A 26,331-nucleotide genomic window follows, 5' to 3' on the forward strand; every position below is an offset into this window, starting at 1 on the left:
ACCGACCGGTTGCAGCGCCGGCTGGGCCCGTGCTCTGTCCGGGTGAGCGGGTGGTTGCCGACCTGTGGCTGGCCGGGCATGGGATCAGGCCGCCGTTCGCCGTCCTGGGTCACGACGCTGCAGGAGAGCCGCCACTGGCCGGCCGGGTTCGGATCCCGGCGACCGCGGACGAGATCGGCCGCGCGCTGGCCGCCGGTGCGCTGACGATCGCCGACAGCGAGTCCACGCCGGTTGCCGCGCTGACCGACCTGACCTCGCCTCGCGATCCGGCCGACGGCGGATGGATCGAAGGGCGTCTGGTCGAGCTCGAGCCGCTCGCCGTCCCAGCGCGTTCCGGGCCGGGCCGCGTGGTCGTCGTACCGCAGCGGCCGGTCACGTCGGCGGACCTGCAGGACATCGCCGACGCCGGCATCGACGACGTCGTCCTGGTCCTGCCGAGCGCCGGCGCCACCCCGGACGGCGTACCGGCGGCGACGTTGCGCGAGTGCCTCGTCGAGGCCGTCCCGGACAGCTTCGCCCAGATCACGCTGCCGGTGAGCTGGCGCGGGAACGAGGCGGACGAGGCATTGGCCGCCGCCGTGGCGATCGGCCTCGACGCCACCCGCCTGCTGCGGCTCCGCCCGGCGTCGGAATTCGAGGCCACCGGCCCGAATCCCACGGCCGGCCCCGATCGACACCGCGGCACGGCGGATACCGGGGACAAGCGATGGCTCGAAGCACTGGCCGAGGTGCGGCAGGCCATCGACACGATCGCGGTGGTCGACGACCCGGTGCTCAATCGCGCGCTGCCGACGCTGGCCCGCTGGCGGCCGCCGCGGCGGGAGCGCGGGTTGGTCGTCTTCTTCACCGGCCTGTCGGGCTCGGGCAAGTCGACGCTCGCCAAGTCACTCACCGAAGAGTTGACCAGCCAGGCCGGTCGCGCCGTCACGTTGCTCGACGGCGACGTCGTCCGGCGGATGCTGTCGTCGGGTCTCGGGTTCGACCGGGCCGGCCGCGACCTCAACGTGCGCCGGATCGGTTTCGTCGCCGCCGAGGTCGCGCGGCACGGCGGCATCGCCGTCTGCGCACCGATCGCGCCGTACGCCGACAGCCGGGCAGCCGTGCGCTCGATGGTCGAAGCCGTCGGGGACCTGGTGCTCGTGCACGTGGCGACTCCGTTGGCCGAGTGCGAGCGACGCGACACGAAAGGCCTGTACCGCAAGGCCAGGGCGGGCGTCGTCACCCAGTTCACCGGCATCAGCGACCCGTACGACGAACCGCTGGACGCCGATCTGCGGCTGGACACCTCCGCGGTCTCGCCGGCCGAGTCGCTCGCCGAGCTCACCGGGTATCTGGCCGCGGGCGGCTGGATCCCCTCGGCGCAGCCCGATCGCACGGTGGGACCGGCTCCGGCCGGCCCGGTCACCGGCGGCTGACCATGGACTTCGCACTCGCGGCGGCCGCGTTCGGAGTCGGAGTGGTGGTCGGGCTGACCGGAATGGGCGGCGGTGCGTTGATGACGCCCGTGCTCGTGCTGTTCTTCGGCGTCCCGCCGCTGACCGCCGTGTCCAGCGATCTGGTGGCCAGTGCGGTGATGAAGCCGGTCGGCGCGGCCGTCCATCTGCGCCGGGGCACCGTGCACCTCAAACTGGTCGGCTGGTTGTGCCTCGGCTCGATCCCGGCCGCGTTCGCCGGCGTTCTGATCGCACGGTCACTCGGCGACGGTGAGGACGTCCAGCAGATCATCCAGCGTGCGCTGGGCATCGCGCTGCTGATCGCGGCGGCAGGTCTGACCGTGCGGGCCTACATCCGGCTGGCCGAGCGGGCACGCAAGCGCGACGGTCTGCTGCCCCCACTCCCCCAGGGCCGGCCGCGCGTCAGTGCCCGTCCGCTGCCCACCGTGCTGGTCGGCGTGATCGGCGGACTCGTCGTCGGCATGACCTCGGTGGGCTCCGGCTCGCTGGTGATCATCGCGCTGATGGCCCTGTATCCCGGGCTCAAGGCCAGTGAGCTGGTCGGCACCGACCTGCTCCAAGCCGTGCCGCTGGTGGCGTCGGCCGCTCTCGGTCACCTGCTGTTCGGCGACTTCCAGCTCGACCTCACCGTGTCCATGCTGGTCGGCTGCGTGCCCGGCGTCTGGCTCGGCGCGCGGATCTCGTCGCGGGCACCGGGCGGCCTGATCCGGCGAGCGCTGGCCTTCGTGCTGCTGGCGTCCGCGCTGAAGCTGCTCGGCGTACCGAACGCGGAGACCGGCGCGGTGCTGGCGGGCACGGCGCTGATCGCGCCGCCGCTGTGGATGCTGATCCGCCGCCGGCACGGCTTCCCGTTGCTGGCCAGGCGGTCCCGGGGCGGCGAACCGTCCGACGATCCAGCGGACCAGGTCCGCGAACAAGCAGGAGGGAACCGGCGATGAGCCGCGAGACGGTGGTTTTCGAGAGCTGGCGGGGCAAGTACTCCGATAGCCCGCGGGCGGTGTCCGAACGGCTCGGCGAGCTGCGGCCCGACCTGCGCCGGATCTGGGTCGTCTCCGGCCCGGACGTCCAGCTGCCCGACGACGTCGAGCGGGTGGTCCGCAACACCCCGGCCTACTTCCTGCGGATCGCCTCGGCGCGGTACTTCCTGTCCAACGACATGATGCCGCGCTACCCGCTGAAGACCCGGCGGACGACGTACGTCCAGCTGTGGCACGGTACGCCGCTCAAGCGGATCGGCTTCGACGTGCCCGACGCGAAGTACGCCGGCGCCGACGTCTACACGCGCCGGCTGGCCAAGGACGTGCGCCGCTGGGACCACCTGGTCTCCCCGAACCGCTTTTCCACCGGCAAGCTGCGGCAGGCCTTCCGCTATGCCGGCTCGGTGCTGGAGATCGGCTACCCGCGCAACGACGTGCTGTCCGGGCCGGGCGCGGACGACCTGCGCGCGAAGGTCCGGGCCGAGCTTGGGCTGGCTCCGTCGACCCGGGCCGTGCTGTACACGCCCACCTGGCGCGACGACGCCCTGACCGGCTCGGCCGCACCGAACCCGCTCGCCGCCGAGGCGGAGCAGGTGCTCGGCGGGCTGCCCGACGACACCGTGCTGCTGTTCCGGTTCCACCATCTGGTCGCGGCGACCTCACCGGTACCGCGGCACCCGCGGGTGATCGACGTGAGCGATCACCCCGACATCCAGGCGCTCTACCTGGCCGCGGACCTGATGATCACCGACTACTCCTCGACGATGTTCGACTTCGCCGTCACGGGCCGGCCGATGGTCTTCTACACCTACGACCTGGCCGGCTACCGCGACCAGTTGCGCGGCTTCTACTTCGACCTCGAGGCGGAGGCGCCCGGTCCGCTGGTGACCACAGCGGACGAGCTCACCGCGGCGCTGGCCGACACCGACGGGCTGCGCCGCCGGTACGCCCCGGCGTACGAGGCGTTCCGGCGGCGCTACTGCCACCTGGACGACGGCCGGGCCACCGACCGGCTGATCGAGGAAGTCTTCAGCTGAACGGCGGCGTCAGTTGCGCAGGTAGCTGACGTTGTCGATCCGGCCGTTGAACTGGTCGGTGGACGAGCGGACGATCTCGCCGTCCTCGCCGATCTTGGCGCCGATCGCCAGCGGCTCGGAGCCGATCAGGTCGAGCGAACCGATCGCGCCGCTCTTGGCGACCTTGCTGGGCGCGGTGCCGGCGGTGAGATCGGTGATCGTCAGCGTGACGGTGGTGTCCAGCCGGTGGCAGGTCAGGCGGTACCACCGGGCCGGATCGAGGGCCGGCTTGGACTTCACCACCACCGATCCGTCGGTCCCCCGCACCACACAGGACGGCCGGTGCCGGTCGACCTGGATCTTGAACTGGGCCGAGTCCGCGAACAGTCCGCGCTGCATCACGTTGTCACCGTTGTCGACCGTGCTGCCGCTGGACTTGCCGTCGAGCCGGACGTCGGCCCCGAAGGTGAACTCCGACGTTCCGGGCGACAGCCACTCCTCCGGCTCGACGCGCAGCGCCGCGAACGACCCCTTCGCGGTGCCCGCGTAGGCGGGCAACCGCAGCGCGATGCCACCGTCACGGCCGGCTTCGTACGCCGTGGTCGGCTTGTTCACGCTGAGCAGGTCGACCGTTGCCGCGGCCGCCCCCTCACCGCGGATCTCCCGCCCGGCCGCCGGGCCCACCTGCTGATCGTCGAAGGTCAGCAGGAGTTGCGGCCGGGGCGGCGGGTCGGACGCGGCCTCCGGGTCCGGGCCGCCCACGTCACCGGCGACCGATCCGCAGGCAGCGGTCAGCAGCAGTGCAACCAGCGCGACACCGGCCATCGCCCCGCCCTTCGTTGTCCTCGGCACCATCAGCCTCCTGTCCGCAGCCTACGGTCTCATCGCGGACTCAGCAGGAGGGTCCACATGTTCGCTGTCGAATTGGAACTGTTGGCCGTCGCGGTCAGCCCGCCCTGTGAACCGGTCGGCACCGCCGCGCCGCTGTCGGTGAGCAAGGTCGAGATGTGACCGCTCGGCGAGCCGAACGACGTACTGCGCACCTGCTCTCCCGCCGGAGCCGTCCACGCGGTCGTGGCCGACGACTTGTCGGCCCAGTACGACACCCGCCACGCGCCCGGCACGGTGCCGGCGACCACCGGTGTGGTGTGGGCCGCCCGGGTCACCGACTCGGTGGCCGAGGCGAAGGCCGCGACCGGACCCGACGAACTGGTCCCCGAGTACGCCGCGACGGTCAGACCGGCCTTGCTGTACGACGCCACGTTGACCGACACCGTCTGGCCGGCGTCGTTGGCGCCGGCCACCTTCTGCCAGACCCTGGTCACGAACCCCGAGCCGGTCACCGTCCGCAGCAACGACCAGCCGGTGACTCCGGTCGGCCCGGTCAGCGCTGCGGTGCTGTTCTGAGTGAAGAACAGCAGCAGCCCGTCGCCCGCGCTGGTCGTCGGCGGCACGGTCACCGAATGGGTCAGCGCGTTCTGGTTCGAGGCGTTCGCGCCGACGAACTCGATCGGGTTCGCCACGTTCGAGACCGTCTGTGGCCGGCTGTCCGTTCCGGTGGCCGCCTCGTTGTCGGTCACCGTCAGGGTCACCTGGTACGAGCCCGGCGCCGCATAGGTGTGCGCCGGCGACGGCCCGGTCGCGGTGGTTCCGTCGCCGAAGTCCCACGCGTACGACGCGATGCTTCCGTCGGGATCGTTCGAGGTCAGCCCGGAGAACTCGCACTCGAGCAGGTCGCAGCTGCCGGTCCAGGCGGCCGAGGGACGGATGTTCGGCACGGGACCGCTGCCGGCCAGCAGGAAGGTGCCCTGCGACCGCCAGTCCTGACCGTCGATCCCCGGCCCGCTCGTCACCACCGCGGTGCCGGCGACCGGGACGTTGTTCGCGAAGTTCACCCGGTGCAGGTTGCCGTCGGTGCTGGTGCCCCAGTAGAGCTGGTTGCCGGAGCGGAACATGCCGGACACCTGGCTCCAGTTGACGCCGGTGAGGTTGCCGCTGGCCACGAACCGGGTGGCGCCGATCACCTGGCTCTCCGGCGTGAAGTAGCGGTAGTACAGCGACGACTGGCCGGCGACCGTGTAGAACAGGCGACCGTTGGCGAAGAACATGCCGGTTACGGAGCGCAGGTCGGTGGCGAACGCGGTGAGCCCGCGCAGGTTGACCGTCGTGGCCGGGCCGAAGGTGCTGCCGTTGAAGCTGCGCCGTGTGAGCGTGCCCTCGGCCGTACCGGAGTACAGGAAGCCGTCGATCATCACCGCGCCACGGGCCCCGGCGAAGCTCGTCGTGCCGGTGTTCACCGGACTGGCGGCGCCGGCCGTCGTTCCGTCGTACGAGCGGACGGTGGTGGTGCTGCCGAGGCGGTAGACCGGGCTGGGCAGCTGGCCGGTGTAGCCCGGCGGTGGGGTGAGCGGTGAGTTCGGGAACAGGGCGAGCCGGCCGTGGAACTCGTAGTTCTGCCCGGTCCGGTCGGTGTCGCTGCCCATCAGCAGTCCGCCCGGGACCGAGGTCAGGTCGAAGACCCCGACGCCGCGGGTGCGGGTCGGATTCCACGAGTACGGCAGGCCGTTCAGCGGGTCGAGCGCGGCCAGGCCTTCGCGGGAGACCGCGCCGGCCCCGGCGGAGTTGCTGCCGAACGGGTTGTTCACCCAGCGCTGGTGACCGCCGATGTAGACGGCGACCCCCGTGATGCCGACGCTCCACAACGTGTCGCCGCCGGTGTAGTTGACCCACGACGGCTGCAGGTTGCTGCCGACCGCGTCGGTCTCCCAGCGCGAGGCCGAGTCGCAGAGCCGGTTCATCGGCGTACCGCCGGTGGTCACCACGACGAAGTAGGCGCCGTCCGGCGAGATGTCGATGTCGTGCACGTAGGTCCAGAACTGGTCGGAGCAGTCGGGCTCGAACCGCGCGGTGTGCCAGTTGCGCACGGCCGCCGCCGGGCCGGACAGGTCGAGCATCGCGATCTGCACCCGACGCTGGCCGCCGACCAGCGAGAAGTTGCCGATCGCAACAAGCTTGCTGCCGTCCGGGGTGATGTCGAACTTGTCGACCTGCAGCTCGGCGCCGCGGACCGGGGCGGCGAAGGTGACGTTGACGAACGGGTCGACCGCGCCGGTGTCGGGGTTCACCGCGGCGAGCACGGTCCGGGTCTGGCCGCCCACCACGGTGAACAGGCCGCCGAGGTAGAGCCGGCCGCCGGACAGCTTGATGTCGTAGACCTGCCGATTGACGCTGGGACGGAACGAGGTGACCAGGCTGCCGTTGGTCAGGTCGACCCGGGCGAGCCGCGGCTGGCTGGTTCCGTTCACGGTGGTGAAGCTGCCGCCGAGATAGACCGACTGCCCGTCGGCGCTCGCGACCAGGGTGTCCACCGAGCCGTTCAGGACCGGCAGGAAACTGTTGTCGAGGGCACCGGTGGTCGCGTTGTAGGCGAAGATCGCCCGGCGACTGATCTGGGTGGAGCTGGTCGCCGACCGGATCGTGGTGAAGGTGCCCCCGACGATCACCCGGTTGCCGACCTGGATCAGCGCGTGCACCTCGCCGTTCAGGGCATGCGGCGTCCAGTCGACCGGGTCGGCGCTGACGATCGTCGACTGCGGCAATTGCACCGCGTCCGCGGCCCGCTCGGTCCCGACGGTCAGGACCGAAGCGAGCAGCGCAAGCAGTACAGCGACCAATGGCGTGCGGCGTAGAGCCATCCCATTCCCCCGACAGACCTTGTGGTTACGGTGCCGGCGCCACGACGACGCTGAACATCAGTGCCCGCGCGGAGGCCGAGTCGGCCGTCGCGGTGAGACCGCCGAGCGTGCCCGGTCCGAACGGTCCGCTGTCGCCGGTCAGCGACGTGATCCGTCCGGAACCACTACCGGTCGTGGCGGACCGGACGGTCAGACCGGCCGGCGGCGTGAGGGTGGTCGTCGCCGACGACTTCTCGCCCCAGTAGCTGACCAGCCGCGCCCCGCTCACCGTCGACGACACCGGCGGCGTGGTGTGCGTGTTCTGGACGAGCGTCTCGCTGGCTGCGGTCGCCGCCGCCACCGGCGTGGTGCCGGAGACCCCGGAGTAGACGATCAGCGTGGCGTTGGCCTTGGTCAAGATCGACGTGGTCACGGCCACCGTCGTCCCGGCGTCGGCAGCCGTGGCCGTCCGCCGCCAGACCCGGGCGTTCTGGTTGGTCGAGCTCGCGGTCTGGACCTGCGTCCAGCCCGCCGGAGCGGTGATCGTCGCCGCCGGGTCGTTGTCGGCGAAGAAGAGCAGCATCAGCGCGTTCGCCGGTGTCGCCGCGGGCACGGTGACACCGAACGAACTGCTGTTCAGGTTGACCGCGCTCGCGCCCACGAAGGTCACCGGGCTGGTGCCGCCCGCGGTGACCGTGACGTCCTGCGTTCGCTGTCCGGTGGCGCCGTTGTTGTCGGTCACGGTCAGCGTGACGGTGTAGATCCCGGCGGCGGCGTACTGATGCGCCGGGTTCGGTGCGGCCGAGGTCGCGCCGTCGCCGAACGACCACTGGTAGGACTGGATCGTGCCGTCCGGATCGCTCGAACCCGCCGAGGAGTACGTGCAGTCGAGGTTGCTGCAGCTGATCCCGGCCTGGGCGACCGGCGGCTGGTTCGGCGGCGCGGCCACCCCCTGGAACAGGAACAGCGCCCGCGCCCGCCACTCACCGGTGGACACCGTCGTCGACGTTCCGGTCGGTACGCCGGTGGCCGGCGACCAGCCCGAGCGGCGCAGGTCTCCGTCCAGCGAGCTGGCCCAGTAGAAGCCGGTCGGCGTGACGAACATGCCGTTGACCTGGGAGAAGTTCACGCCGGCGACGTTGCCGGTCGCGGTGTAGCGGGCCGCGCCCACCACGCCGCTCTCCGGCGTGAAGTAGCGGTAGTAGAGGTTCGACTGGCCGGCCAGCGTGTAGTAGATCCGCCCGGTGTCGAAGAACATGCCGGTCATCTGCGCGACCTCGCCGTGCCAGGTCGTCATCGGGACCAGCAAGTCACCGGTGTTGATCGCGGTCGGCGTGCCGAAGGTGCTGCCGTTGTAGGTCCGGCGGTTGAACGAGCCGTCCGACCAGCCGGCGTACAGGACGCCGTTCAGCATGAACGCGCCGCGATTGGTCGTGCCCCAGGTGAGGCCGCCGTTCGGTACCGAGGCCGGCGCGCCGAACGTGGTGCCGTCGTAGGCCGTCCGGGTGACGGTGTCGGCGACCGGGGCGCGCGGACCCGCGACGTACAGGTTGTTCGGCAGCGTCGGCGTGTTGTTCGGCGGGATCACCGTGCCGCCGGCCAGCGGGAAGAACGCGATCCGCGGGTGGTACTCGAAGTTCTGGCCGAGGTGCTCGGTGTCGGAGCCGACCCACAGCCCGGTCGAGGTCGCGAGCAGATCGAACACGCCGACCCCGCGCTCGCGGGTCGGGTTCCACGACAGCGGCAGGCCGTTGACCGGGTCGAGCGCTGCGATGCCCGGACGCGACACCGCGCCCTGTCCGGCGCGGTCACCGGCGAACGGGTTGTTCTGCCAGCGCTGGTGGCCGCCGATGTAGACCGCCGTCCCGGTGATCGCGGCCGCGTACAGGGTGTCGCCGCCGGTGTTGTTGAGCCAGTAGTAGCTCAGACCGCTGCCCCGGGCGCTGGTGTTGAAGCGCGCCGTCGAGTCGCAGGCGGTGCCGGCGCCGCCGTACGCGCCGGTGGTGGTGATGACGAAGTACGAGCCGTCCGGCGAGATGTCCAGGTCGCGCATGTAGGTCTGGAACGAGCTCGAGCAGGCGGTGTTGTAGAAGTTCGTCTGCCAGTTCTCCACCGCAGCGGCCGCCCCGGTGAGGTTCAGCATGAACACCTGGTGGTGCTTGACGCCCTGGATCGTGTCGAAGTTGCCGATGGCAACCAGTTGACGGCCGTCCGGGGTGACGTCCAGTTTCATCACGGTGGTGTTGCCGCCGTTGTGCACCCCCGCGATCGCCAGGCCCATGTAGGGATCCCACGCGCCGGTGGTCGCGTTCACCGTGGCGAGCGCGGCCTGCGCGCGGCCCGCGACGTGGGTGAAGGTGCCGGCCAGCCACAACCGGGTGCCAACCAGCCGCATGTCCTTGACCCGTCCGGACAGGGTGGGCGGGACGAACGTCGCCACCCGCGCGCCGGTGAACGCGTTGATCCGGGCCGTGCTCACCGACGACACACCGCCGACGGTGTTGAACGAGCCGCCGAGGTAGACGGTCGAGCCGTCGCCGGACGGCAGGATCGTGGTGACCTCACCGTCCGGGTTCGGCGCGAAGGTGGTGCTGATGGCCCCGGTGGTCGCGTCGAACGCGGCCAGGTTGCGCCGGGCCAGCACCGGTCCGCCCGAGGCGGCCTGGATCTGGGTGAACAGACCACCGATCAGGATCGTGTTGCCGACCTGCACGATGGACTTGACCGACCCGTCGAGCACGTTCGGAGTGAAGTTGGCCGGATCGTCGCTGACCACCCGGTCCTGTGGGACCTGAACGGCCTGCGCGCCGTGGGCCGGCAACAACCAGGCGGTGACCGCCAAGACCATCGCCAGCAGGACTGAACAACTCTTCTTCCGCACGATCTTCCTTCCCTGCACAGCGTGTTCGACGTCGATCGGATCAGCTCGGCGCCAGGACGACGCTGAACATCAGTGCTCGGGCGCTGGCCGAGTCGGCGGTCGCCGTCAGGCCCCCAACGGTGCCCGGCACCACGGGATCGTTGCTGTCGACGGTCAAGGCGGTGATCCGGCCCGAACCGGAGCCGGTGCTGCTTGCCCGTGTGGTGGTCCCTGCCGGTGGGGTGAGCGTCGTGGTCGCCGACGACTTCTCCGCCCAGTAGCTGACCAGCTTGCCGCCCACCGTCGACGTGCTCAGGGTCGGCGTGGTGTGCGCGGCCTGGCTCACCGTCTCGCTCCCGGTCGCCGATCCGGAGATCGGATCGGCCGCCGTACCGCGGTACGCGAGCAAGGTCGCATCGGCCTTGGTCAGCGTCGAAGTCACCACCTGCACGGTGCTGCCGGCGTCGCTCGCGGTCGCCGTACGACGCCACAGCCGGCCCACCTGGTTGGTCGAGGCCACGGACTCCACGAGCGTCCAGCCGGCCGGGCCGGTGATCACCGGGCCCGGGTCGTTGTCGGCGAAGAACAGCAGCAGCGCGTCCCCGGCGCTCACCGCGCTCGGCACGGTCAGCGTGAAGCTCGCGGCGTTGCCGTTCACCCGGCTGGAGCCGACGAAGTCGATCGTCCGGGCCGGGTCGACGACCGTCACGGACCGCGTGGTGGACGCCGTCGCGCCGTCGTTGTCGGTCACCGTCAGGCTGATCGTGTAGGTGCCCGCGGCCGCGTAGGTGTGCGATGCCGTGGCCCCGCTGCCGGTCCCGCCGTCACCGAAGGTCCATGCGTAGCCGGTGATGCTGCCGTCGGAATCCGTCGAGCCGGCCGCGTTGGTGCCGCAGGCCAGATCGGTGCAGTCGGTGGTGAAACTGGCCGTCGGCCCCTGGTTCACCCGGGTCACCGTGACCGGGTGCGACGTCGTCTTCGTGCCACCCTCGTTGTCGGTCACCGTGAGCGTCACCGTGTAGGTGCCGCTCGCGCCGTAGGTGTGCGACGGCTTGGCGCCGCTGCCCGTGGTGGAGTCGCCGAAGTTCCAGGCGTAGCCGGTGATCGGGCCGTCCGGGTCACTCGACGCGGAGCCGTCGAAGGCACAGGTCAGGCTGTCACAGGACTCTCCGAACGTTGCTGTCGGCAACGTGTTGACGTGGGTGACGGCAACGTTCTGCACCTTGCTCGCGGTGCCTCCGCGGTTGTCGGTGACGGTCAGGCCGACCGAATAGGTACCGGCCGCGGCGTACCGGTGGGTGGGGTTGGCGTCGGTGCTGGTGGTGCCGTCACCGAAGGTCCACGCGTACGACGCGATCGTGCCGTCGGGATCGGTCGAACCGGCCGACGAGTACGTGCAGTTCAGGTCCGTGCAGTTGACCGCCGCCTGCGCGGTGGGCGACTGGTTCGGCCCCTGCCCGGTCGGGTCCTGGTACAGGAACAGCGTCCGGGCGCGCCAGTCGATACCGGTCGACAGCGTCTGCGCGGTGCCGGCCACCGGCGTTGCGGTGGCGGGGTTCCACGTCGCCTTGCGCAGCGTGCCGTCGGTGGACTGGGCCCAGTACAGCGTGTTGCCGGCCAGGACCATGCCGTTGACCTGGGAGAAGTTGATCCCGGTGAGGCTGCCGGTGGCGGTGAAGACGTTCGCGCCGACCACGTTGCTCTCCGGTGTGAAGTACCGGTAGTACAGGTTCGACTGGCCCGACCGGGTGTAGTAGATCCGGCCGGAGTCGAAGAACATGCCGGTGATGTTCTGCACCTCGCCGTGCCAGGTGGACATGTTCGTGAGCAGGTCGCCGGTGTTCACCGCGGTCGCGGCGCCGAAGGTGGTGCCGTCGAAGCTGCGCCGGTCGAAGGCGCCGTTGGACCAGCCGGCGTACAGCTGACCGTTGAGCATGAAGGCACCGCGGTTGCTGCCCCAGGTGACGCCGTTCGGCACCGAGGTGAGGGCGGTGGCGGTGGTCCCGTTGAACGACGACCGGCTCAGCGTGTTGTCCCAGGTGACGGACAGCAACTGCTGCTTGCGGCGGCCTGCGATGTACAGGTTGTTCGGCAGAGTGGGCGTGTTGTTCGCCGCGATCACCGTGCCGCCGGCGAGCGGGAAGAACGCGATCTTGCCGTGGTACTCGAAGTTGCCGATCCGGTCGGTGTCCGACCCGACCCACAGGCCGGCGGGAGTGGCGAGCAGGTCGAAGACGCCGACTCCGCGCTCGCGGGTCGGGTTCCACGACAACGGCAGGCCGTTGACCGGGTCGAGCGCGGCGATGCCCGGACGCGAGACCGCACCCTGACCGGCCGAGTCGCCGCTGAACGGGTTGTTCTGCCAGCGGGCGTGCCCGCCGGTGTAGACCACCGAACCGGTGATCGCGACCGCGTAGGTGGTGTCACCGCCGGTGTTGTTGATCCACTTGGCCTTCAGGTCGGAGCCGCGGGCGCCGGTGTTCCACCGCGCGGTGGAGTCGCAGGCGGTGAGCGAACCGCCGTACGCGCCGGTGGTCGAGATGACGAAGTACGAACCGTCCGGCGAGATGTCCAGGTCGCGCATGTAGGTCTGGAACGAGCTCGAGCAGGCGGTGTTGTAGAAGTTCGTCTGCCAGTTCTCCACCGTCGCGGCCGGGCCGGTCAGGTTCAGCATGAACACCTGGTGGTGCTTGACACCCTGGATCGTGTCGAAGTTGCCGATGGCCACCAGGTTGCCGCCGTCCGGCGTGATGTCGATCTTCAGCACGGTGGTGACACCGCCGTTGTGCAGGCCGGCGATCTGCAGCGCCATGTACGGGTCGTAGGCACCGGTGGCCGGGTCGACCGTGGCCAGACCGGCCTGCGGATGTCCTTCGATCGTGGTGAACAGTCCGGCCAGCCACAGCCGGCCGTTCGACAGCCGCAGGTCCTTGACCCGGCCGTCGATCCGCGGGAAGTGGAAACCGGACACCCGGGCGCCGGTGGTGACGTCGATCTTGGCGACACTCGGCGAGCCGCCGCCGCTGATGTTGTTGAAGTAGCCGGCCACGAACGCGCTGGCGCCGTCGCCGGCCGGGATGATCGTGGTCACCTCGCCGTCCGGGTTCGGCGCGAACGACGCGTCGATCTCACCGGTGGTGGCGTTGAACGCCGCCAGGTTGGTCCGCGCGTACGTCGTGGCACCGTCACGGGACTGGACCTGGGTGAACTCGCCGCCGATCAGGATCCGGTTGCCGAACTGCTGGATCGTCTTGACCGACCCGTCCAGCACGTGCGGCGTCCAGTTCGCCGGGTCGTCGGTGACCACCCGGTCCTGGGTCACCTGGACGGCCGAAGCCGACGGGCCCAGCACGACCAGGCTCCCGGTCAGCGCCGTCAGCAACGCCAGGAGCACACAGAAACAGGACTTACGCACGATCGTTCCTCCCCCGCCCCGCAGCGCACTGAACGGCGATGCGGGACAACCACCCCTTGCCTGGCACACCCCCCGGCGCTCCAGGTCCCCTTGAACGGACAGTAAACACCTTCCGGCCGGTTGCCGCAGCAGCTCGACGGCAAATCGGCGGCCGGGGCCCGAATCCGCCCGCCCAAGTGACCACACAGCAGCCGGCCGCGACGCTCAGTGACGAAAATCAGGACAGTCGAAGCGGCCGGCGCCGACTGCTCGTCACGGACAGGTGCCGAAAACGTCACCGGTCATTGGCGATCCGTTCTCCTGCACCTATCCTCGGTGTGGGGAGAGCACCAGCTTGGCCGGGGGGCCGGGGTCGCAGGTGCTCGGGAGCACGGGTGGGGGAACTCAGTTTGTCGTCACACAACGTCGCCGCGGCGGCCGGGACCGTCGGGGCCGGCGGCGCCGCGCCACGCCGCGACCGCTGGTGGGCCGGCTGGCCGTTGTCGGTGCTGTTCGTCGGGTTCCCGTTGTGGTGGGTGCTCGGCATGACCGAGTTCGTCTTCTTCCTGGCCGCCGTACCGATGGCCTGGTCGCTGATCAGCCGCAAGACGGTGATCGCTCCGCGCGGGTTCGGCTGGTGGATCGCCTTCCTCGCGGTCGTGCTGGTCAGCGCGACGATGCTGACCAGCGACGCGCCGTTCAGCACCACCGGCCCGCTCGGCGGCACGCTGCTCACCTACACCTACCGGCTGTGCTGGTACGTCGTGGTCACCGTCGTGCTGCTCTACGTCGGCAACACCGACAAGACGCGGCTGCCCACGCAGCGCGTGGTCCGGTTGCTCGGCTACATGTTCGTGGTGACCGCGTTCGGCGGACTGCTCGGCGTCCTGGCGCCGAACTTCGAGTTCAGCTCGGCGCTCGAGCTCGTGCTACCGCACTCGATCGGCTCCAACAAGTTCCTGCACGCGCTGATCCACCCGGCCACCGCCGACATCCAGAACGTGCTCGGCTTCGCCCAGCCCCGGCCGCGGGCGCCGTACGCGTACGCGAACTCGTGGGGCGCGAACCTGTCGTTCTTCCTGCCGTTCTTCCTCTACGGGTGGTTCGGGCGGGAGTCCGGCTGGCGGCGGATCGCCGGCTGGCCGGTGCTGGTCGTCGCCGCGATCCCGGTCGTGTACTCGCTGAACCGCGGACTGTGGGCCGTGCTCGTCGTCGGCGCCCTGTACGCCGTCGTGCAGGTGATCCGGCTGCGCGGCTTCCACGCGATGGCGTGGCTGGCGCCGGTCGCGGTGGTGGCGGTCGTGGCCGCGCTGCTGTCGCCGCTGCCGACCATGATCAGCGAGCGACTCGCCCACCAGCACAGCAACGACCGGCGCAGCGAGCTCGCGGTCAAGACCATCGAGTCCACCGTGAAGGGCTCACCGCTGATCGGTTTCGGCAACACCCGTGACGTCGAGGGCAGCTTCGGCTCGATCGCCGGTGGCGCGACGCTGGGCTGCCCGGCCTGCGCCGTGCCGCCGTTCGGGACGCAGGGGCACCTGTGGCTGGTGGTGTTCACCCAGGGGCTGCTCGGGACGGCGCTGTTCCTGGCCTTCTTCCTGGTCCGGTTCGCGCGGCACGTGCGCAGCCGGGAGCCGATCACGATGATCGGGCTCGCGGTGCTGCTCTTCTTCCTGATCGAGATCCTGGTCTACGACACGCTCGGCGCGCCGCTGTTCACACTGATGATCGCGCTGGGCCTGATGTGGCGGGACGACCGCGACGCGAAGGCGGTGACGACCCGATGACCGTCACCGCGGATCTCACCACCGACCGCCTCGTCCGTACGGTCGAGCGACTGTGGCCCGATCGCGCCGTGCAGCTGGTCCGCGGCCGCCGCCGTACGCCGGGCGCGCAGGACCTGATCTTCGTCCCGTCCCGCTCGGCGCCGCGCCTGCTCGTCCCGGCCGGGCGCCGGGCCGCCGCGTCGAGTGGGCTGCGCCGGTTCAGCCGCGCCTTGTCCGGCAAGGAACGCGCCGTCCGGCTGATCGGTTCGGCCGCGCTGCGGGTCGGCGGTGAAGGGCTGCTGGCCGACCGGATCCGGATCGGTCCGCCGGCCGGCGGCGACTCGATCGAGCGGCACCTGTCCGGGATCCTCGGCACCGACGTCGTGGTGGGACTCGGCGTCGGGACGTTGCGCGCCAACCAGAAGCCGATCCTGCAGGTCTTCGACCGGCGCGGGCGCTGCGTCGCGTACGTGAAGGTCGGCGACTCCGACCTGACCACGGGCCTGGTCCGCCAGGAAGGCGCCAACCTGGCCGAGCTCGCCCGCCACGACTGGAGCCTGCTCGAGATCCCCGCACTGCTCCACCTCGGCAGCTGGAACGATGTCGAACTGCTCGTGATCTCCGCACTCGACACCGCGGCCAGGCCCGGTCCCGGCGTGTTGCTGCAACCGCCGTTGGCACCGCTCGACGAGCTGTACGACCGGTACGACGAAGGCTCGGCCGCGCTCGCGACGACGGCGTACTGGCGGGAGCTGCGCGGCACCGCCGACCGGATCGAGGACGCCGGCCGGCGCGCGTCGTACGAGGAGGCGCTGGAGCGGATCGAGCGGAGCCGTGGCGACGACGTGGTCCGGCTGACCGCTTGGCACGGCGACTTCGCGCCCTGGAACCTCGGTCATCGCGGCGGGCGGCTGCAGCTGTGGGACTGGGAGCGGTTCGCCACCGGCGTACCGGTTGGGCTGGATCGGGTGCACTACGTGGTGCACACGAGCACCCGTGCGGCGGGTTTCTCCGACCAGGTGCTCGACACCGCTCTGACCAGCTCGTACGTCAGCCATCCGCGGTGTTCGCCCGATGAGCAGGACCTGCTGGGCGGGCTCTATCTGGTTTCCCTCGCGGCGCGCTACCTGATCGGAAGCCAGGGCGCGCAGGGCGAGGTCCTCGGTCCGACGACCCGGACCGTGCTCGACGCACTGTCCCGGCACAGCCGGCGGATCACCGCCACGAAGGGAGCCCGATGACCGCCGGTCTGACCGCCAGGAGCACCGCCGTGCTGCGATCCACCCGGGACGTCGTTCCGGACGGCGCGCAGAACGCCATCCGCACGGCGACCCGTGCCGTCGGCCGCGCCACCTCGGGGGTGCGGATGCTGCCCGACCTGATCGTGGCCGGTGCCCAGCGCTGCGGGACGACCACGCTGTACCGGCTGCTGGTGGACCACCCGGCGATCGTGCGACCCCTGTTCCACAAGGGCATCGGGTACTTCGACATCGGCTACGACCACCCGTGGTCCTGGTACCGCGGACACTTCCCGGTCGCCCCGGTGGCGGCGGCCCGGACCCGGCGGGTGGGCCGGCCGATGACGTTCGACAGCAGCGGCTACTACATGTTCCATCCCCTGGCGGCCGAGCGGATCGCCCGGCACCTGCCGGACGTCAAGGTGGTCACGCTGGTCCGCGACCCGGTCGAGCGCGCGTTCTCGGCGTACAAGCACGAGAAGGCCCGCGGCTTCGAGACCGAGGACTTCGAGACCGCGCTGGCGCTGGAGGACGAGCGGCTGGCCGGCGAGGTCGAGCGGATCGAGGCGGACCCGTCGTACCAGAGCTTCCACCACCGCCACCACGCCTACGTCGGCCGCGGCCGGTACGCCGAGCAGATCGTCCGGCTGCAGCAGGCGCTGTCGCCGGAGCAGGTCTTCGTGATCGACGCGAACCGGTTCTTCGCCGAGCCGGTCGAGCAGTTCGCCCGGTTGCAGCAGTGGCTCGGCCTGCCGGTGCACAACCCGGCCAAGGTCGAGCAGGCGAACGCCCGGCCGAGCAAGCCGATGGCGGACTCGCTGCGGTCGACGCTGCTGGAGCGGTTCGAGGCGTCCGACCGCGAGCTCACCGGCATTCTCGGCGCGACACCGAGCTGGCGGTCGTGAAGCCCGGCCGCCCGGCGCGCGACGACGCCGTCGAGCTGTCCGCCTACCTGCGCGCGATGCGCAGGGGCGTGGTGGCCGTCGCCGTCTGCGCACTGGTCGGCGCCGTCGTCGGTGTGGCCTGGACTCTGCGGACGCCGCGGGTCTACTCCTCCACCTCGGCCGTCCTGGTCGCGGACGTTCCGCTCTACCTGGCCCGGCGGGGCGCGGAGGGAGCGAAGTGGTTCACCATCGACACCGAGGCCGCCCGGCTGGTGTCGGCGCCGATCCTGCAGGCAGCCCGGCAAGCCACCGGTGAGAAGAACATCGAGACCAAGGTGCACATCTCGGCGGTGCCGACCACCAAGGTGCTCAAGGTGACCTACCAGTCCACGGACCGGCGGGCCGCCGAGAGGGGCGCGGTGGCGATGACCACCGCGTACCGGACGCTGCGGCGCAGCGAGTTGGAGGCCCGTCGCGACCATCGGGCGGAGCTGATCGGCCAACAGATTGCCACGCTGAACGCGCGGCTGGACGCAACGCTGATCACCGGCAATCCCACGCCGGCCAAACTGGCCGAGCAGCGCGCCACCCGGCAGGCGATCGCGGCCCAGATCGCCGCCCGGCAGACCGAGTCGCGGCAGATCCTCGCCACCAGCGCGTACCCGGGCCAGGTCGTCCGGGTCGGCGGTACAACGTCCGCGCGGCGGGTCAACCCTCTGGTGCCTCCGGTGGCAGGGCTCGTGCTCGGCGGACTCGCCGGTCTGCTGCTGTCGGCTATCCGGTCCGGCCGGCTGGGCAGCGTCAGCGACGTGACCCGTCTGGTGCCCGGTAGCGCGGTGGTGAAGCTCCGGCTGCACAAACCGGGCCAGCCGGGCGGGCACGACTGGGACCCGATCACCACCGGCGTACTGGGGATGGGGGCGGGCGCCGTGGTGGTCGCGCCACCGGACCGGCCGCCGGGCGAACCGGAACGGGCTGCGGCCGACCAGCTCTCCGCCGCGCTGCGGCACCACGGGCGGCGGGCCTGGGTCGTCGACCACAGCGTGCTGCCCGTCGACACCGTTCCCGTCGTACGAACCCGGGCCCGAGCGAGCACCGTCCTGGTGACCAGCGACGGCGTCACCAGCGAGCCGGGCTCCGTGCTGGCCGCGCTCGCCGGGAACGTCGTTCTGATCGTCACCCCGCGCACCCGGCACCGGGCGCTGACCGAGGCCGTACACCGGATCGCCGAGGTCGGCGCCACTGTCCAGGGAGTCGTGCTGCTGACCGGGGTCCGGTCGCTCACCGACCGATTCGTTCCACCCGTGCTGAGAAGGAGCACCTCATGAGTACACCGCCCACTGCTCCTTCGGTGAGCGTCGTCGTCGCCACCCGCAACCGGCCGGAACTGCTCCGCAAGGCGCTCAGCTCGATCGCCGCACAGAGCTACACCGGTCCGGTGGAGCTGGTCGTCGTCTACGACCAGAGCGAGCCCGAGACCGGACTGGCCGCCGACCTGCCACTGACCGGGCAGGCCGGTGAGCGAGTCGTCCGGGTGGTCACCAACACCCGGACACCGGGCCTGGCCGGCGCGCGCAACAGCGGCGTGACCGCCTCGACCGGCGAGTTCCTGGCGTTCTGCGACGACGACGACAGCTGGCGGCCGGACAAGCTGAGCACCCAGGTGGCGATGCTGATCACCACCGGGGCCGGGCTGTCGGTGTGCGGGATCGAGATCACCATCGGCGACCAGACCCACGTCCGGGTGCCGACCCCGGCCGACGTGACGGTGGCCGAGCTGGCCCGCCGCCGAGTGATGGAGGCGCATCCGTCCACTGTCGTGGTCCGCCGCGACGCGTTCCACCGGATCGGCTGGGTCGATGAGGACCTGCCCGGCGGGTACGCCGAGGACTACGACTGGATGCTGCGGGCGCTGGCCGCGGAAAAGGTGGCCGTGGCCAGCAAACCACTGGTCGAGGTCCTGTGGCACCCCGGCTCCTTCTTCACCACCCGCTGGGCGGTGATCATCGAGGCGCTGGACTACATGATCGACAAGCACGAGGTGATCCGGGACAGCCCACGAGGGCTGGCGCGGATCTACGGCCAGAAGGCCGTGGCCTACGCCGCGCTGCAGCAGCGGTCCGATTCATCCCGGTGGGCGCTGCGGGCCCTCCGGCTGGCACCTGGTGAGAAGCGCGGGTACCTCGCGCTGGCGATCGCTTCTGGGGTCGTCCCGGCGAACAGAGTTCTGCAATGGGCGAATGCGAGAGGGCGGGGAATATGAGCGGCACAACGGAGACGGCCGGCGCCGTACAAGGCAGCAGATTCACCTGGTCGGGCCTCGCGCGCCGGCTGCCGGTGATCGTCGCCCTGCTGGCGGTCGGTACCACGCTGGGATTCCTCGGCGCACGGCAGCAGCCGGCCGCCTACACAGCGACGGCGACCGTGCTGGTCGAGCCGGCCAACGGCAACCCGTACGCGCCCGGCGCCCGGGGACAGAACCTCGCGAACCTCGGCACCGAGGCACAGCTGGTCAGCTCCGACGCGGTCGCCCAGCTGGCCAAGTCGACGCTGCGCAGCAAGGCGTCGGTCGCGGCCCTGGTGGAGCAGCTGGCGGTCACCAACCCGCCGAACTCCCAGGTCCTCGAGGTGGCCTACACCGACCTGAACCCGGCGGCGGCGCGCGACGGCGCCAACGCCTTCGCCAACGCGTACCTGGTGGCCCGGGAGCGGCGTGCGGCCGAGTCGGTCCAGGCACAGATCAACAACCTGACCAAGGCCCGCAACGCCAACCAGTCCGCCCTGCAGCGCAACCTCGCCGCGCGCGACAAGACCACCGCCGGTACGCCGGCTCGCGTCCTGGCCGACCAGCGAGTGGCGACCACCACCGCCGAGGCGACGAAGCTGGAGAACCAGATCAGCGACCTGCGGCTGTTCCAGGGCGACCCTGGACAGGTGCTGTCGCCGGCCACCCTGCCGACCGGTACGGCGGGCCTGCCGGGCTGGATCATGCCAGTCGCGGGAGCCGGCATCGGTCTCCTGCTCGGCCTGGTCCTGGCGATCATGCGGGCCCTCAACGACCGCACCCTGCGCACGGTCGGCGACGTGAAGGCGCTCGGTTACCCGGTGCTCAGCACGGTGACGCCGGTCACCGACGAACAGGCCGACGCTCTGCTGGTCGACGCATCCGCCGGACTGCCCGACGGGGCCCGGCTGCTGCGCAGCGTGCTCGGCGTCGCCAGTCCGGACGGCGGCGCGGTGCTGCTCGTTCCGGCGGGCGCGGCCGGGGCACACACCACCACTCCCCTGGCTCTCGCAGCCGCGCTGGCCCGGTCGGACCAGACCGTCACCCTCGTCGACACCGATGGCGAGCTCACCCGGGCGACCCGGCTCGGTGACGTCGACGGTGTCGCGGAGGTGCTGAACGACACCGCCGAGGCGGACGAGGTGGCCACGGAGTACCAGCCGAACCTGCGGTTCGTTCCGGTCGGTCCGAAGTACTCGACATCGGTGGACAAGCTGGCCTCGCCGCAGATGCGGGAGTTCCTCGAGGGGTTGTCACCGGACTCGCAGTGGGTCCTGGTGGCCGGCCCGATCGCCTCGGCGCCGGAGACGCTGACGCTGGCGGATCTGTGCACCGACGTGATCATCCTGGTCAGCCTGCGGCAGACCACCTCGGTCGACCTCCAGCACGCGGCCGAGGCGGTCGCCCGCGGTGGCGCCCGGCTGGTCGGTGTCGTGGTCGATCACACGCCCCGTGGTGGCCTGCTGCGCCGGAACCGGACCGAGCCGGACAAGGAGTCGCCGGCCGTCGCGAGCCCGGCGCCCGAGACGGCCGATGCCCCGGAGGTACCGGTACGCGAGACCGCCCAGGTCTCGGCCGCCACGGCGCCGAAACTGGTCGCGGTGGACGAACGGACCGAGGAGCTGCCCGCGCTCGAGGACCGGCCCGCGCCGGACACCGAGAAGATCGATGCTGAGAGCAACGATCGGACCCGGCAGCCCAACGGCCAGGTCAACGGCCGGGAGAACGGGCCGGCCAAGGAGACGCCGGCATGGTTCCCGGACGCCGACGCGAGCGACGACGAGGAAACCGGCTACGCCGCCTCACGGAGAACGGTGTAGTGACTGCGCCCCTCGCCGAGACGACCGGCCCGCACCCGGCCAGTCTGAGCAAGATCGCCCGCGGCGGCTCCGCCAACCTGGTCGGAGCCGCCGGCGGCGCCGTGCTGACCCTACTGCTCACCTGGGTGGTGACCCAGGGCACCGAGGCCGGGGTGGCGGGCAGCCTGTTCGCCCTGACCGCGGTGTTCCTGATGGTCGCGGCGATCGCCGAGCTCGGCTCGGATGTCTCGCTGTCGAAGTTCCTGCCGCATTTCCTGGTCGAGGACCGGCTGGCCGACGCCCGGGCCACCGTCCGGATGGCTGCCCTGGTCTCCTTCGCCGGCGGCAGTGTCGTGGGTGCCGTGCTGCTCGTCCTGCGGAGCCAGGTGGCCGACGCCGTCCTCGGTGACACCAGCGGTACGCCGGGAAGCCGGGCGGTCGCTGTCCTGGCCGTTTGCGTCCCGCTCGCGGCGGTGACGAACACGGTCTTGTCGGCCACCCGCGGGCTCACCGCGATCCGGCCGACCGTACTGGTCGACAAGATCGGCCGGGCCCTGCTCCAGGTCGGCTTCGTCGGGGTCGCCCTCGCGGCCGGCGCCGGACTCGGTGGTCTGACGCTGGCCTGGGCGCTGCCGTACGTCGTGGCCACCGTCGTCGCGATCAGCTGGTTCCTCGTCATCGAGCGCCGGCTGGTCGCCCGCAGCGGACCGGGCCTGCCGCCGTCGGCACGCCGTGACCTCTGGCGCGAGTACGCCGTCTACACGTGGCCCCGGGTGATCTCCCGGATCAGCCAGGCCATCCTGCAGCGGGCCGACATCGTGCTCGTCGCCGCACTGCGCTCGCCGGCCGAGGCGGCGGTCTACACGGTGGCCACCCGGCTGTTCGTGATCGGGCAGCTCGGCACCCAGGCGATCCAGCAGGTCGCCGCGCCGCACACCAGCGCGCTGCTCGCCTCCGGGGACGACCGGGCCACCAAGCGCGTCTTCCAGACCGTCACCGCCTGGACGATGTCGCTGACCTGGCCGTTCTTCCTGGCCTGTCTCGCGCTCGCGCCGTTGCTGCTGCACGTCTTCGGCGGTACGCAGTACCGGGCCGGGGACGACGTGGTGATCGTGCTCGCGGTGGCCGCGCTGCTGGCCGCTGCCGGCGGTCCGGTCGACCTGATCCTGCTGATGTCCGGCCGGAGCGGGCTGAGCCTGGTCAACGCGTTGGTTGCCCTCGGCATCAACCTGGTCCTGAATGTGCTGCTGATCCCGCCTCTGGGCATCGTCGGCGCGGCGATCGCCTGGGCCGCGGCGATCGTGGTGCGCAACGTGCTCGGCATGATCCAGGTGTCGCTCACCCTGCACTGGCTGCCGTTCAGCCGCCTGTCGGTGATCGTCGGCGGCTTGGCGCTCGGCTTCTTCGCCGTACCGGCGCAGTTCCTGAAACTGGTCGCGGACCCCTCCGACGGAGTGCTCGTGGCCGTGCTGGCGGTCGGGGCCGCCGGTTACCTGGTCGCGTTGTGGAAACTGCGCGACCACCTTGCCCTGACGGCGTTCACCGCGATGCTGCGGCGCCGTCCTCACCCCGAGCCGGCCGGTGTGCTTCCGACCGCGGACGAGACGAAGCCGGTACCGATGTCATGATCCTGCGCTCTGTCCCTCACCGCTTCACGCGCCCTGCCCTCGCCGCCCTGGCGCTGCTGACGGCTGCCGCCGGGCTGAGCGCCTGCGCCAAGGCCCAGCCGCTCGCCGAACCGTCCGCCGCCGGACCGACCAACACCGGCGGCCTGGTCCTGTCGAGCGGGTTCTCCGACGCCGGTCAGCTCGGCCGGTCCGCGCCGACCGGAATCCGGACCAGCTTCGGCCCGGTACTGGACCGAGGCGGCGCCGCTTTGGTCGGAGTGATCGCCCTGGCCGCCGGCGAGCAGCACTCGCTGGCCCTGCTGCAGGACGGCCGCGTGCTGGCCTGGGGAGCCAACGACGACGCGCAACTCGGCAACGGCACCCGGGCCCCGTCGGTCGTCCCGCTACCGGTCCGCGCGCCGGACGGTGCGCCCGGCCTGCTGACCGGCGTGACCGACATCGCCGCCGACTCGAACACATCCGTTGCCCTGCGCAAGGACGGCACGGTGGTGATGTGGGGCCGGGCGAACTCGGGCCAGCGGGGCAACGCGGACACCACCGCGAACCCGACCACTCCGAGCGTCGTACTGAACCCGACCGGGACCGGCCCGCTGACCGGCATCCGGGCGATCTCCGCCGACGGCGGCAGCGAGCTGGCCCTCACCGACCAGGGCACGGTGCTTGGCTGGGGCAACAACGAGTACGGCCAGCTCGGTCCGTCGGCGCCGAAGGTGGCCACGCTCCCGGTCCTGATCACCGGGCGGGACAAGGCACCGCTCACCGGCGTCCGGGCGGTCGCCATCGGCGGGCAGCACTCGGTCGCGCTGCTCGGCGACGGGCGCGTGCTCACCTGGGGACGCAACGACGTCAAGCAGCTCGGCGACGGAACGGCCACCAACCGCAGCGTTCCCGCCGAGGTGTTGCTGGCACCGGGCAAACCGCTGACCGGGGCCACCGCGGTCTCCTCGGCGGAGAAGCACACGCTGGCCCTGCTCAAGGACGGGTCGGTGGTCGGCTGGGGGCTCAACAACGGCGGCCAGCTCGGCAACGGCACCGTCACGACGCAGCCGTTCGCGACGCCGGTGCGCGGCGACGGCGACGCCGCGAAACTCCTGGCCGTGCAGCACATCATGGCCGGTGAGAGCTACAGCGTCGCGGTGCTGCAGAACGGCGGGATCCTGACCTGGGGCGCCAACGGGCGCGGTCAGCTCGGCAGCGGTGACCGCCGCGACCGCAACAGACCAGGACCGGTGACCGTGGAGAACGGCGTCCCGGCGCCGAGCTGGGTCACCGCCGTCGGCGTCGGCCGCCGGCACGTGCTGATCGCGCTGCGATGACCCGTCGCCCGCCGTTCACTTCGGTACGGCGGGAGGCGTGAGCCGAGGCGACCGTAGCGCCTTGCGAAGGGCCTTGACCGCCGGATCACCGGCCCGCAGCTCGGTGGCGCCGATGTCGGGGAAGTCGGTCTCGTTCCAGTACACCAGCGCCTTCACCTGGGGAAAGGCCGCGAGCTGGTCCGGCATCGTGGCGAACACCGCGCTGCGCTTGTTCTCCCCCAGATTGCGGCTCACGCCCCACTCCGCCAGCATGATCGGCTTGCCCGGGTGCTTGGTGGTCGCCCAGGTGTAGAAGCCCGGCCAGCGCGGGTACGCCTTCTGGGTGCGGTTCACCGCCTGCCCGATCCCGCCGGAGAACTCCGGGTCCGGACCGAAGATGTAGGGGTCCTCGGCGATCCAGTCGACCACGTCGTCACCGGGATACAGCTGCTCGAACCACGGTTGCGAACCCCAGTGCGGCGAGCCGCGGTACGTCATCACCAGGACGGCGTTCGTCGCGCCCTTCGCCTTCAGCCGCAGCGCGACCCGGCGGTACATCGCGGCGTAGTCCGCGGCGGTGAAGCCCGATCCGGCCTCGGGCCGGACCTCCTCCTCCGGCTCGTGGTGGATGGTCAGGAAGAACCGCTCCGGGAACGACGTCCGCAGGTGGTCGGCCTGCGCGTCGATCGCGGCGTCGACCTCCGGGTCCCCGGCCGCCACCTGCGCCCAGGTCCGGCCCATCTCCGGCTTCCAGTTGAGCAGCAGGATCCGCTTGCTACCGGGCTCGCGGGCCCGCTTGATCATGTCCGCGGTCGGGAACAGCTTCGGGCTGGCGTTGTAGTAGTGCGCGATGTCGACGGTCTGGCCGAGCACCTTCTCGAACGCCGGCAGCGCCTCGTCCCAGGACTCCTCGCCCAGCGGGTTCGCCGCGGCACCGAACCAGACCCCGCACGACGGCACCAGCAGCGCGGACACGGTGCACGTGGAGGTCGGCTGCGGCCGGGGGGCGGCGTCGTTGCGTCCGGGCGGCCGGTCGTCGTCGCGCACCAGGGCACAACTCACCAGCGCGACAGCCGTAGCCAGCGCACAGCAGCCCGTGACCATCAGCCAACGGGTCCAGCCCCTCGCCCCGCCCGGGGGTTGTGAACTCATCACCTGATGCTACTGCCGAGCAGCTCGACGAGGGCAGGAGCCGACCGCTGATTTCGCCAGGACCGTTGTCAGCGCACAACCGGATCGTTAGTGTGAATCACCAGCCTGTGGGGGGCTGTGCTATTGGGGTGGGGGAAATCGCATGACACGTGCGCTGGGCCTTGGTGCCCACCGAAGCAACAAAGGCGACCGCGGCGTCGAGAAGCGTCTCACCGCGCTCGCCGGGCTGACCGAGCTGTCGGGCCGGCGGCTGCTGGACGTCGGCTGCGGGGACGGGACCTACACCCGCCGGCTGGCCGGCGGATTCGACGAGGTCACCGCGGTCGACGTGGAACCCGAGCGGCTGGCCGTCTTCCGGTCCGAGGTCGAGGGAACCGAACTGGCGGCGAAGCTGCGGATCCGGCAGATGCCGGCCGAGCAGCTGGATCTGCCCGACGAGTCGTTCGACGTGGTGACCACGATCGAGGTGCTCGAGCACGTCGCCGACCTGGACGCCTCGCTGCGCGAGATCCACCGGGTGCTGGTACCCGGTGGACGGTTCCTGATCACCTCGCCGAACCGCTGGTTCCCGTTCGAGACGCACGGGTTCTTCGTGCTCGGCAAGCGCCGGCCGCCGCGCTACGGGCCGTTCCTGCCGTGGATCGTGCCGCTGCACCGGCGACTGGCCGACGCGCGCTCGTTCACCGTCCGCGGCCTGTCGCGGCAGATCGAGGCCAAGGGCTTCCGGCTGGTCGGCGTCGACTACATCATGCCGCCGTTCGACCGGTCCGGTCTCGGCGGCAAGATCCGCCCGGTCACCGACGCGATCGAGCGGTCTCGTCTCGAGTTCTTCGGGATGGCGCTGATCCTGGTGCTGGAAAAGGTCTGAGACGGCAGGACCCCCGTCCCGGGCCGGTGCCGATGGCATCGA

The 26,331-nt window shown here is 71.0% G+C and carries 17 protein-coding genes; 12 read left to right on the forward strand and 5 right to left on the reverse strand.

What is annotated here, in order from left to right; genetic code table 11:
- Positions 1–50 precede the first annotated feature (50 nt).
- From cysC to BWI15_RS25470, 3 genes are read left to right on the forward strand one after another with little or no spacing between them, the layout of a single operon-like run.
- Positions 51–1,415: an adenylyl-sulfate kinase gene (cysC, locus tag BWI15_RS25460; protein WP_237771457.1), complete on the forward strand. Its 1,365-nt coding sequence runs from the start codon at positions 51–53 to the stop codon at positions 1,413–1,415.
- A 2-nt stretch (positions 1,416–1,417) separates the two neighbouring features.
- On the forward strand, positions 1,418–2,392 hold the full coding sequence (locus tag BWI15_RS25465) for a sulfite exporter TauE/SafE family protein (protein ID WP_077016949.1): 975 nt from the start codon (positions 1,418–1,420) through the stop codon (positions 2,390–2,392).
- Positions 2,389–3,468 (forward strand): CDP-glycerol glycerophosphotransferase family protein, encoded by a 1,080-nt coding sequence (locus BWI15_RS25470; RefSeq protein ID WP_077016950.1) that lies wholly within the window; start codon positions 2,389–2,391, stop codon positions 3,466–3,468. The genes BWI15_RS25465 and BWI15_RS25470 overlap by 4 nt, the downstream gene beginning before the upstream one ends.
- Positions 3,469–3,477: 9 nt before the next feature.
- On the opposite strand, the gene BWI15_RS25475 is transcribed toward BWI15_RS25470, so the two are convergent.
- Genes BWI15_RS25475 through BWI15_RS25490 form a run of 4 tightly spaced genes read right to left on the reverse strand, consistent with a single transcriptional unit; the run spans position 3,478 to position 13,396 of the window.
- Complete coding sequence (locus BWI15_RS25475; RefSeq protein WP_143465808.1) at positions 3,478–4,302, reverse strand: hypothetical protein; 825 nt, start codon at positions 4,300–4,302, stop codon at positions 3,478–3,480.
- Between the two features lie 26 nt (positions 4,303–4,328).
- Complete coding sequence (locus tag BWI15_RS25480; RefSeq protein ID WP_077016952.1) at positions 4,329–7,142, reverse strand: PKD domain-containing protein; 2,814 nt, start codon at positions 7,140–7,142, stop codon at positions 4,329–4,331.
- Between the two features lie 25 nt (positions 7,143–7,167).
- Positions 7,168–10,002: a PKD domain-containing protein gene (locus BWI15_RS25485; RefSeq protein WP_237771458.1), complete on the reverse strand. Its 2,835-nt coding sequence runs from the start codon at positions 10,000–10,002 to the stop codon at positions 7,168–7,170.
- 40 nt (positions 10,003–10,042) lie between these two features.
- Positions 10,043–13,396 (reverse strand): PKD domain-containing protein, encoded by a 3,354-nt coding sequence (locus BWI15_RS25490; protein WP_237771459.1) that lies wholly within the window; start codon positions 13,394–13,396, stop codon positions 10,043–10,045.
- Between the two features lie 374 nt (positions 13,397–13,770).
- Between BWI15_RS25490 and BWI15_RS25495 the strand changes: the two genes are divergently transcribed.
- Genes BWI15_RS25495 through BWI15_RS25530 form a run of 8 tightly spaced genes read left to right on the forward strand, consistent with a single transcriptional unit; the run spans position 13,771 to position 24,290 of the window.
- Positions 13,771–15,162, forward strand: coding sequence for a hypothetical protein (locus tag BWI15_RS25495; RefSeq protein WP_237771460.1), 1,392 nt, complete (start codon positions 13,771–13,773; stop codon positions 15,160–15,162).
- Positions 15,159–16,382, forward strand: a complete 1,224-nt coding sequence (locus BWI15_RS25500; RefSeq protein WP_143465810.1) for a hypothetical protein — start codon at positions 15,159–15,161, stop codon at positions 16,380–16,382. The genes BWI15_RS25495 and BWI15_RS25500 overlap by 4 nt, the downstream gene beginning before the upstream one ends.
- Positions 16,379–17,284: a sulfotransferase family protein gene (locus BWI15_RS25505; RefSeq protein WP_077016954.1), complete on the forward strand. Its 906-nt coding sequence runs from the start codon at positions 16,379–16,381 to the stop codon at positions 17,282–17,284. Before BWI15_RS25500 ends, BWI15_RS25505 begins: the two co-directional genes overlap by 4 nt.
- The gene (locus tag BWI15_RS25510; protein WP_077016955.1) at positions 17,281–18,591 is read left to right on the forward strand and encodes a hypothetical protein; all 1,311 of its coding nucleotides are present in this window, start codon (positions 17,281–17,283) and stop codon (positions 18,589–18,591) included. Before BWI15_RS25505 ends, BWI15_RS25510 begins: the two co-directional genes overlap by 4 nt.
- The gene (locus tag BWI15_RS25515; protein ID WP_077016956.1) at positions 18,588–19,526 is read left to right on the forward strand and encodes a glycosyltransferase family 2 protein; all 939 of its coding nucleotides are present in this window, start codon (positions 18,588–18,590) and stop codon (positions 19,524–19,526) included. Before BWI15_RS25510 ends, BWI15_RS25515 begins: the two co-directional genes overlap by 4 nt.
- On the forward strand, positions 19,523–21,367 hold the full coding sequence (locus BWI15_RS25520; protein ID WP_077016957.1) for a cellulose synthase operon protein YhjQ/BcsQ: 1,845 nt from the start codon (positions 19,523–19,525) through the stop codon (positions 21,365–21,367). The genes BWI15_RS25515 and BWI15_RS25520 overlap by 4 nt, the downstream gene beginning before the upstream one ends.
- On the forward strand, positions 21,367–22,974 hold the full coding sequence (locus tag BWI15_RS25525) for an oligosaccharide flippase family protein (RefSeq protein ID WP_077016958.1): 1,608 nt from the start codon (positions 21,367–21,369) through the stop codon (positions 22,972–22,974). Before BWI15_RS25520 ends, BWI15_RS25525 begins: the two co-directional genes overlap by 1 nt.
- Entirely contained in the window at positions 22,971–24,290 is a 1,320-nt protein-coding gene (locus BWI15_RS25530) for an RCC1-like domain-containing protein (protein WP_077016959.1), read from the forward strand. Before BWI15_RS25525 ends, BWI15_RS25530 begins: the two co-directional genes overlap by 4 nt.
- Before the next feature lie 15 nt (positions 24,291–24,305).
- On the opposite strand, the gene BWI15_RS25535 is transcribed toward BWI15_RS25530, so the two are convergent.
- Positions 24,306–25,421, reverse strand: coding sequence for a hypothetical protein (locus BWI15_RS25535; RefSeq protein WP_143465812.1), 1,116 nt, complete (start codon positions 25,419–25,421; stop codon positions 24,306–24,308).
- Positions 25,422–25,563: 142 nt separating this feature from the next.
- Here BWI15_RS25535 and BWI15_RS25540 point away from each other — a divergent pair, with 142 nt between their 5' ends.
- Positions 25,564–26,289 (forward strand): class I SAM-dependent methyltransferase, encoded by a 726-nt coding sequence (locus BWI15_RS25540; protein WP_077016961.1) that lies wholly within the window; start codon positions 25,564–25,566, stop codon positions 26,287–26,289.
- The last annotated feature ends 42 nt before the right edge of the window (positions 26,290–26,331 follow it).

It is taken from the genome of Kribbella sp. ALI-6-A, from assembly GCF_001984195.1.
Classification (GTDB): domain Bacteria; phylum Actinomycetota; class Actinomycetes; order Propionibacteriales; family Kribbellaceae; genus Kribbella.

Bases quoted from the DNA above. Each gene is read 5' to 3' on its own strand.
- BWI15_RS25465 (WP_077016949.1), top strand. From the start codon at position 1,418: ATGGACTTCGCACTCGCGGCGGCCGCGTTCGGAGTCGGAGTGGTGGTC.
- BWI15_RS25470 (WP_077016950.1), top strand. From the start codon at position 2,389: ATGAGCCGCGAGACGGTGGTTTTCGAGAGCTGGCGGGGCAAGTACTCC.
- BWI15_RS25475 (WP_143465808.1), bottom strand. From the start codon at position 4,302: ATGGTGCCGAGGACAACGAAGGGCGGGGCGATGGCCGGTGTCGCGCTG.
- BWI15_RS25480 (WP_077016952.1), bottom strand. From the start codon at position 7,142: ATGGCTCTACGCCGCACGCCATTGGTCGCTGTACTGCTTGCGCTGCTC.
- BWI15_RS25500 (WP_143465810.1), top strand. From the start codon at position 15,159: ATGACCGTCACCGCGGATCTCACCACCGACCGCCTCGTCCGTACGGTC.
- BWI15_RS25505 (WP_077016954.1), top strand. From the start codon at position 16,379: ATGACCGCCGGTCTGACCGCCAGGAGCACCGCCGTGCTGCGATCCACC.
- BWI15_RS25515 (WP_077016956.1), top strand. From the start codon at position 18,588: ATGAGTACACCGCCCACTGCTCCTTCGGTGAGCGTCGTCGTCGCCACC.
- BWI15_RS25520 (WP_077016957.1), top strand. From the start codon at position 19,523: ATGAGCGGCACAACGGAGACGGCCGGCGCCGTACAAGGCAGCAGATTC.
- BWI15_RS25530 (WP_077016959.1), top strand. From the start codon at position 22,971: ATGATCCTGCGCTCTGTCCCTCACCGCTTCACGCGCCCTGCCCTCGCC.
- BWI15_RS25535 (WP_143465812.1), bottom strand. From the start codon at position 25,421: ATGAGTTCACAACCCCCGGGCGGGGCGAGGGGCTGGACCCGTTGGCTG.
- BWI15_RS25540 (WP_077016961.1), top strand. From the start codon at position 25,564: ATGACACGTGCGCTGGGCCTTGGTGCCCACCGAAGCAACAAAGGCGAC.